General features: G+C 64.8%; 5 protein-coding genes. 2 read left to right on the forward strand and 3 right to left on the reverse strand.

Going from position 1 to position 8,980, the window contains the following annotated elements; genetic code table 11:
• Window positions 1–12 precede the first annotated feature (12 nt).
• Window positions 13–1,536: an aldehyde dehydrogenase family protein gene (locus K377_RS18845; protein ID WP_111664550.1), complete on the forward strand. Its 1,524-nt coding sequence runs from the start codon at window positions 13–15 to the stop codon at window positions 1,534–1,536.
• 216 nt (window positions 1,537–1,752) lie between these two features.
• On the opposite strand, the gene K377_RS18850 is transcribed toward K377_RS18845, so the two are convergent.
• Together K377_RS18850 and K377_RS18855 are read right to left on the reverse strand one after the other, a co-directional pair.
• Window positions 1,753–2,595, reverse strand: a complete 843-nt coding sequence (locus tag K377_RS18850; protein WP_111664551.1) for a hypothetical protein — start codon at window positions 2,593–2,595, stop codon at window positions 1,753–1,755.
• A complete protein-coding gene (locus K377_RS18855; RefSeq protein ID WP_146614739.1) occupies window positions 2,595–6,647 on the reverse strand; it encodes an AAA domain-containing protein in 4,053 nt (1,350 codons plus the stop codon). Before K377_RS18855 ends, K377_RS18850 begins: the two co-directional genes overlap by 1 nt.
• A gap of 582 nt (window positions 6,648–7,229) precedes the next feature.
• Here K377_RS18855 and K377_RS18860 point away from each other — a divergent pair.
• Window positions 7,230–8,579 carry a hypothetical protein gene (locus K377_RS18860; protein WP_237551777.1) on the forward strand — a complete coding sequence of 450 codons (1,350 nt, stop codon included), beginning with the start codon at window positions 7,230–7,232 and terminating at the stop codon, window positions 8,577–8,579.
• Window positions 8,580–8,603: 24 nt separating this feature from the next.
• On the opposite strand, the gene K377_RS18865 is transcribed toward K377_RS18860, so the two are convergent.
• Window positions 8,604–8,980, reverse strand: a 377-nt coding sequence (locus K377_RS18865; protein WP_146614740.1) for a transposase family protein, incomplete at its 5' end; no start/stop codon positions are given.

Below are 8,980 nucleotides of genomic sequence, written 5' to 3' on the forward strand. Positions count from 1 at the left end.
AGGCACCTCACGATGACCCGCTACGCAGCCCCCGGCACTCCGGGCTCCGTCGTCTCCTACGAGGCCCGCTACGACCACTTCATCGGCGGGGAGTACGTGCCGCCCGCGCGGGGCCAGTACTTCGAGAACCCGAGCCCGGTCAACGGCCAGCCGTTCACGGAGATCGCGCGCGGCACCGCCGAGGACGTGGAGCGCGCCCTCGACGCCGCGCACGCCGCCGCACCGGCCTGGGGCCGCACCTCGCCCGGCGCCCGCAGCGACATCCTCCTGAAGATCGCCGACCGCATGGAGCAGAACCTCGAACTCCTCGCGGTCGCGGAGAGCTGGGAGAACGGCAAGCCCGTCCGCGAGACGCTGGCCGCCGACATCCCGCTGGCCATCGACCACTTCCGCTACTTCGCGGGTGCGGTCCGGGCGCAGGAGGGCAGCCTCTCCGAGATCGACGACGACACCATCGCGTACCACTTCCACGAGCCGCTCGGCGTCGTCGCACAGATCATCCCGTGGAACTTCCCCATCCTGATGGCGACGTGGAAGCTCGCCCCGGCCCTCGCGGCGGGCAACGCGGTCGTCATCAAACCGGCCGAGCAGACCCCGGCGTCGATCCACGTCCTGATGGACCTGATCAAGGACCTGCTGCCGCCGGGCGTCGTCAACATCGTCAACGGCTTCGGCGTCGAGGCGGGCAAGCCGCTGGCCTCGTCCGCGCGCGTGGCGAAGGTGGCCTTCACCGGCGAGACCACGACGGGCCGGCTGATCATGCAGTACGCCTCGGAGAACATCAAGCCGGTCACGCTGGAGCTGGGCGGCAAGAGCCCGAACATCTTCTTCGACGACGTCTGGGCGAAGGACGACGACTTCCGCGACAAGGCTCTCGAGGGCTTCACGATGTTCGCCCTCAACCAGGGCGAGGTCTGCACCTGCCCCTCGCGCGCACTGATCCAGCAGGGCCACTACAGCGAGTTCATCGACGCGGCGATCGCCCGCACCGAGGCCATCAAGACCGGCCACCCCCTGGACACCGACACGATGATCGGCGCCCAGGCCTCCAACGACCAGCTCCAGAAGATCCTCTCCTACCTGGACATCGGCCAGCAGGAGGGCGCGAAGGTCCTCTCGGGCGGCCAGCGCATCGAGTACGACGGCGAACTGGCGGGCGGCTACTACGTCCAGCCCACCATCTTCGAGGGCTCCAACCGGATGCGCATCTTCCAGGAGGAGATCTTCGGCCCGGTCGTCTCGGTCGCCTCCTTCGCCGACTACGACGACGCCATCAAGATCGCCAACGACACGCTGTACGGCCTGGGCGCCGGCGTCTGGACCCGCGACATCAACACGGCCTACCGCGCGGGCCGCGCGATCCAGGCGGGCCGCGTCTGGACCAACTGCTACCACGCGTACCCCGCGCACGCGGCGTTCGGCGGCTACAAGCAGTCGGGCATCGGCCGGGAGAACCACAAGATGATGCTGGACCACTACCAGCAGACGAAGAACCTTCTTGTTTCCTACAGCGCTCAGAAGCTGGGGTTCTTCTAGAGCATCAAGTTGGGGGCCTGGAAGGAGCTTTGCCGTTTCAGGCCCCCACAGGGCGTCGCCACTATCCGTGACCAGTCAGCAACCTTCTGACCCGATTCACCACGAATCTGCGCCCGCCCAGGACCAGCCACGGACCAACTGGGGCGCTACGTTGCAGCGCCCTCAGTTGTGCGAAGCATGCGAGGAAGAGCAGACGACGTCGGGTGGTGGGCGTGATCACACGGCAGTGTGCTCTCGGGTGGTCTCAAGGTCGTTGAGCACCGCGAGGACCGGTCCCCAGCACATGCCAACGGTGTCTCGGTCCGGGATGACGCCGCGTTCTCGTTGCTTGCGGAGGTGGACGAAGTTTCGATACTCACGGACGATCGCCATGAAGTCATGGGCGTCCATCTGAATCCACCCTCGGGTACGAGCAGTGTCGAGCAGCAGGGCAAAACTTGCCCGTTCAGGGGCAACGCGCCTCTCGCCCTGGGGGAAGCCTCGTTGCAGGATTGGATCTCTGTGGATCAGTACGTCGAGGAGAAGCGCTTCCGTGAAGCTGCCGATGCCGATAAGCGCCATACCGTACGCACCGTGCTGCTCGCAGATCTGTGTTTCGGTGACCCTCTCCATGAGCTGTTGCAGGAACTCCTCGCTGCTGACGAGGGGACGGATTCGCTCTTCCAGGTCCTCGGGAGCGGAGAACAGCGTGCTGTGACCGTCGGTGCCGACCTCTCCCAGGACAGGGCGCCCGGCGACGTAGGTGACGGCCACCCGCTCTGCTGCGAGAAGACTGTTCAGCTCTTGGCGGATGAGGTCGGCGGACGACTCGCCGTCGTCGTACTCGAGCGGGTCACAGATGCGGCAGAGCAGTCGACTGACTGCGGCGAGGTCATCGGTATCGGCCATGACGTCCGTAAGCCAAGCGATGCGCGGTGAGCCGTCGTAGTCGGGAGGTGACGGCCAGGCTGCGCGTCGCAGGAGTTGTTCCAGCTGGTAGCCGCGCCGTTCGAAGGGGCCGTCAATGTCGACGATGAGACGAGCAACGCGCTCGAGGGTCAGGATATCGAGCTTCTGCATCAGTACGCTTCCTTGTCTGCCGGGTGCTGGGCCTGTTCGAAGGCGCGGATGAGACGTTCGGTGATCACGCGTCCGCGTCGTTTGAAGCCGAGTTCGGTGAGGGCCTGACCGACGCGGGTGTCGCGATCGAGCTGGTACCCGTCGCTCAGAAGCCAGGTGGCCAGCGCGAGCAGGTCGGCGTCGCTGTAGTCGGCGGTGCGTCCTCCTTGAGGCATGGTGGGGCGTGCGCCGCGCCCGACCGCCGGAGGCGGAGCCGGCGGGTTGTGGACCGGATCGGGGGTTGGTGCGCGGTCGGCCCGTTCTGTGGCATCACGCCAGATGTCGAGGAGCCGTTCGAGTTCGGCGCTTGGGTTGGCGAACCAACTGGACGCCCAGATGCGGTGGAAGCGCCATCCCAGGCGTTGCAGGTGTTCTTGGCGCAGTCGATCGCGGTCGCGGGCGCTGGGAGCTCGGTGGTAGCGGTCGCCATCTGTTTCGACGGCGAGGACCATCTGTCCGGGCCGTGTGGGGTGGCCGAGCGCGAAGTCGATGCGGTAGCCGGACACGCCCCATTGCGGTGTGACCGGGACGTCAGCTGCTTCGAGGGCGGCGAGGACCTGTTGCTCGAAACCGTTGAGGTTCCAGTCGGTGCGTGCGCTGCCGGTGCGCTGGAGGTCTCCTCCGTGCGAGGCGTACTCCAAGAACGCGCGTAGCATTTCAGGGCCACGGTGGCGGGCGGCCAGGAGCTTGGACGGGTCAAAGTCGTGGTGGGTGAAGGAGGTGACGACTGTCATCGACTGGCGGGCGCGGGTAATCGCCACGTTGAGGCGGCGCTCTCCCCCCTCGTTGTTGAGCGGGCCGAAGTTCATGGCCAGGCGTCCGTTGGCGGCTTTCCCGTAGCCGATGCTGAGGATGATGGCGTCACGTTCATCGCCTTGGACTTGCTCGATCGTTTTGACGAAGAAGCGTTGGCGCGGGCCTGCGTCGGGGCTGAAGTAGTCCTGCAGGTCCGGGTGGCCCTTCAGAGCTTGGGTCAGAGCCAGTTCGATCCGCTCTGCGTGCCGCTGTCCCATGGTGATGACTCCGAGGCTCTGGCCCGGTGTGTGGGTGGCGTGTGCCAGAGCGAGGTCGACGACTCGTTGTACTTCTTCGTCAGAGGAGCCGGATTGGCCGGGGCGGACCTGGGCGTCGACGATGTCCAGGCGTAGCGGACTCGCCTGGGTGGTGCCGGGAAAGGTGACGAGTGTGTCGTTGTAGATGGTGTGGTTGGCGAAGGCGATGAGGCGTTCGTCGCGGCTGCGATAGTGCCATTTGAGGGTGTGTACGGGGAGGTGGCTGCACAGCATGTCGAGGAGGGATTCGAAGGCATCTGGTGCGGCGTCGCCAGACTCGTCGTCATCGGAGTCTTCGTCTGCGCCGCTGAGAAGCTTCTGGAAGAAGGTTGTCGGGGGGAGTTGGTGCGGGTCGCCGGCGACGATGACCTGGTGGGCGCGCATGATGGATGTGATGGCGTCTTGCGGAGGGACCTGGCTGGCTTCGTCGAAGATGACGACGTCGAAGAGGCGGGTGGCGGGAAGGACGCGGCTCACGACGAGTGGGGACATGGCCCAACACGGTTTGGCGGCCATGAGGACGTCCGGCGCTTTTTCAACCAGTCTGCGGAGGGACAGGTGTCGGGATTTTCGGTGGGCCTGGGTGCGCACGAGGGTGTTCTGGTCGGGGTGCGTATCGCGGGCTTTCCGCAGGCGGGTGGCGACCTCGTATCGGACGCGAGCGGGGTTGAGGTCTCGATGGGTGCGGTCGAGACGTTGGAACTGGTCGATCGTGTGATCGTGCTCGGTTCCGACGAAGGAGCGTAAGTAGGGGTGCTGCATGTGGGCCTCGTCCAGGACAGAGGCCCACCAGAGGTGGTTCAGGGTTCCGACAGCGACGTCGGGCGCGGTTCCGGCTTCGGCGAGCTCATCCAGAAAGTGGCCGAGCCCGATCGACTCCAGTCGGTCGGTGAGCTGGTTGAGCTCGGGCATCCGCAACAGCGTCGCGCGGTCCTGGTCAAGTCGCTGGATGAACCGGTCCACCTCGTCGGTGGACGTGTTCTCCCACCCGTCCCAGCGCACGCATAGGGCGATCGCAGCCAGCTGATCACGCGCCTGCGTGAAGGAGGCGACAGCGGTGGACAGCCCAGGGACGGCCCACGGGCTGCTGTCATCAGTCGCAGCATGTTGCTGCCACCTGGCCTTCTGATCGGCAGCTTCCGTGAGTGCCGCGTGCAGCAAAAGGCGGGTTCGACAACCGTCCTTGGCCAGTCCCCGCGCTCTGGCTGTCAGCTTTCGACGTTGCCACCAACCGACCTTCAATGAGCGCTCCTTGCGCCAGGCGCGGTCGGCTGTCGCGGCGATCATGTCGTTCAGGCCGGAGTCGAAGACGGCTACCTCAAAGCGGCTGAGGGTGGTGGTGACGTCGTGCAGCAGGGTGAGGAGGGATTGCCATCCATGGACGTCGTCGGCCGGTCGCAATCCCGCTGCGTTCACGAGCTTCACGACGGTGCGTCGGGCATCTGTCAAAGCACGGCCGGTGAGTTGGTCGAGGCTGGCTACGACGGAATGCAGTTCGTTGTCGGAACGGACCGGCAAGTGAGACCAGGGGGAGGATCCGCGTCGCACCAGAAGGCCGTTCTTGGCCACAAGGGCGCGCAGGTCGCTTTCGGTTTGGAGCAGCTGCTCTCCGTGGAGGCGGTACAGGTCGCCGCCGCGTAGCCGCAGTCGGGTGTGCTGGTCACGAGGGCTGGCCATGAGGCGCGTGATGAGTTGGTACGGGCTGATCTCCCAGGGCGCCAGAGCCTGGTGAAACTCCTGGACGTGCCGCAGGGCCTGCCCCCGATGGCCATCAAGACTTCGGTGGAGACCGTCCGGGCGGGGTGGAGGCTCTTTCCCGGCGCGTTCCAGGGCCTCATACAGCTGCTGGGCGGTCTGGCGGCGGCTGAGCTTGTTGCCATGCAGGTCGAAGACCAGTCCATCGAGGTCGACCTCGGCAAGGCTGTCGGTCACCGCTTCGATGGCGGCACGCTTCTCGGCGACGAAGAGCGTCCGTTTACCCAATGCCGCGAAGACGGCGATCAGGTTGGCGATGGTCTGGCTCTTGCCCGTTCCGGGTGGTCCCTCAATCACGAGGTGAGAGCCGGCCAACGCGGCGCTGATGGCCTTCTGCTGAGAGCCATTGGCGTCCTGTACCAGATACTCCGACCGAGGTGCGGTGGAGTCCGCGCTGGAGGGCACGTGAGAGGCCCCCTCCGCACGCAGAGCACGTTCGGCCTCTTTGTCCTTGGCAAGGGCCGCTACAACCTGGTGGCTCGCCAGCAAGTCGACGGATCGGGCGAGGTCGTTGACCATGGGAAGCCGGTCGAAGCTGAAGACGCCGGCCACCACACGCTCTTCCAGTTCCACACTGAGATGGCTGCGGGTGCAAGCCGTTTGCAGCACCGCATAGGCGCAACGGGTACGCTCAGCAGGATCCGCGCACTCCTCCACCGCGTTCGCGATCTTGTCAGAGAGCTCCTCGATATCACCATCCAGGCCGTACTGGCGGCTCAGGGCGTAGAGCAAAACCGGGTTGATCTCGGCTTCACTCACTCCTTCGAGGACGAAGTCGCTCTCCGTCGCGGTCCGCGGTTCAATGGTCAGCGGCTGCAGGAGAAGGGGAGCACGCAGGGCTGCGAGCGGACGACTCCCACGCGTTGTTGGGGGCTCGACACGCACCAGGCCAAGCGCCAGGCGCCCGACCTCGATGCCTTGTTCCTCCGCTAGTTCGACCATCTTGCGGCGGAGACCACGCGCTCGCACCCACGCCGTTTTGTGATCATCAGAGGCTGGGAAAAGGCTGGCCAGTCGGGTTGTGCGGCCGTTCAGTAGCGGGGTGAGTGCCTGTGGCGCCGCATAGGTGACGTCCAGGGTCGCCCGCTTCGTGTCTTTGAAGTGCAGCAGCGTGTTGTAGGGGCCGAAATCGATCAGCGCATCGGACCACTGTTGTGCGCAGACCTCCACCGCCCGGCGGCGTGTAGGTCCCACGTGTTCGTCCACGTCTCCCCCTTGGCTGAACTGGGCTTTTAGCTCCGACCTCGTACGGGTCGCTGTCCGCTCTCGGACCGAGACGAACAGATCAACATACGAGCGGAAGAGGTCATGCCACAGGCAAAATTGGGACACGCAAGGGGCGCGTCGGAAGCACACACGGCGCAGATGCGGCGCACTTTCGACGAACAGGTCTCTGCTGGTGCACAAGATGGCCTTGGCTGCGGAGCCAGAATATTTCGCTTTACTCAGCTTCGATCACGACGTGCCACTGTCGAGTGCCGCCTCTTAACCTGCCGCAGGCACCACGTCGACATCAGCACTGTCGAGAACCTTGACTTGCCACGATCGCTACATGCACGACCGCGGCGCTCTTCGGGACCGCCTGAGAGGCGACCACGTTGCCCAGAGTTGATCTACGCGAGGTGAACTCAGTTCCAGCCAATTCGACATTTCACATGCCATGCGCACTTGCGTGCGCCGGGCCACCCCTAACTACGTTCCCCGCCAGCCAACAGAGGCAACGGCATAGGGGGATGAATGGCCAGGACCGCGCGGCAGACGATGAACGCACTCCGACGCCCAGCGAGCATGTATGTCCACTCCACCCAGGAGCTCGTCGCCCAGGTCGAGTCAACGGCTGCTGCCGTCGACAAGAAGCGGCGCAAAAGAGGGCAGAGCGCGCTCCGCAGGAAGCCCACACTTCACCCCGTCGCCCGCGCACAGTCAGGCTCCACGATTGAACTGACGCCTTGGCAAGTACTGCACGCCCTGGCGCGCGGATACGTGTTGTCAGGCCAGGGCATGGGGCACGGACTCGCAGAGCACTGGCTGAGTCTGAAGTTCTGCGAAGCCCTGGATGGGAACCGCGCCCGCGCCATGGACCTCACTGAGAGAGGCCGTACGCCTGAGAGCTGGTACAAGGGGATGCAAGCGCGCGAGTTGGCCGTGGGGTTTGGACTCGCAGCAGCGGAACACATCGTGCAACAACGCTATCCGGGCCACATCACCTCTGTGGTGGATACGGGGACGGTCCTGCGTCCCGGCTGGCCGCCAAACGTCTCCCAGCGCAGCAAGTCCTCGCGGCCGCGCCCTGACTACATCCTTGAGGCTTGGAAGCCCGGCGAACCTTCGAAGATCACGTTCGTATCGTGCCGCGGCAACCATCAGCAGCCCAGCAAGCGGGGTAGCAAGACGCGCAGCACCACCCTTCAACAGTTGGTCAAGGGTGCCGAGCTGACCGAGGGCATGCAGATCGGAGACTGGAACACCACTGCCAGCCTGATGCTCTCGACCGAACTCATCGGTCAAGGCGGCATCGTGGTCAACGTGATCGAGTCACCAGGTGACGCTCAGCTCCCCCTCCGAGTGCCAGGAGCGCCCGGGAACGCAGACGACGAGATCAGAGATAGACCGGGCATTCCCTACCCCAACGCAGTTCAGATCCCTGCCCGCGAAGGGCAACGAGCGCACCGAGTCGACGGTTTTCAAGTAGGTCCTGACGACCTCGCGTGGTTCGGTCAACTCCTTGCTCGAACAGGGGCAGGCGGCCTGACGGCCTTCGCAGGCGGAGGCCCAAACACAGCCCGCTACCTGACCGCACGCCAAGGCCAAAAGCACTACCAGGTGCCCCTTTTCGCCGCCACGTCAAGTGTCGATGACGCAGAAATTTATGTTGGTGGGGTCAAGTTCGTCGGAACCGATCACGTCTTCCGGCTGGGATCCATACGCGTTGAGGCTTTCTCCGGAATGGCCGAGAACCTATACAAGCTGATCAAAGAGGGAGAGGTGGAAGAGTATCGGCGTGTAGCCCACGACCTGAGTTCGACCTGGGTCGATATCGAGAAAGCGGAGCTGCCTACAAGTCCCCTTTCGCTTCAACCGGACGGCACCGTGATGGCGCTGAGGATCTTGCCGCTGCGAGGACAGCGCAAGTCCTGAGTCGCCGTCTCCAATGAGGGGTTTTCATCCTGACGCGGCAGCGAGGTGAAGGACGAGGACGGCCTTCACGATCGCGGTGATGCGGTTGGTGCTGCAGCGCAGCTTTCGAAGCAGGCGCCAGCCCTTGAGAGCTGCCATGGCCTGCTCGCCGACACAACAGATCTTCGCGTGCGTGGTGTTGTGGCGCCGTTGCCATCGTTTGAGACGGCGCCCCTTGAACGGAACGCGGATGTTGCGAGCTGCACCCTGATACGCCTTATCGGCGTAAGCCTTGAGGTCGGTTTCGACGAGGGCGTCGATGATGCCGTGCTCGCGGGCCGCTGTCAGGTCATGCGCCGCACCGGGCAGCGCGGGCGAAGCCCACAGCGGCCGGCCGAACGGATCGGTCAGCACCTGTACGT

The sequence above is a fragment of the Streptomyces sp. PsTaAH-137 genome (genome assembly GCF_003259365.1).
GTDB lineage: Bacteria > Actinomycetota > Actinomycetes > Streptomycetales > Streptomycetaceae > Streptomyces.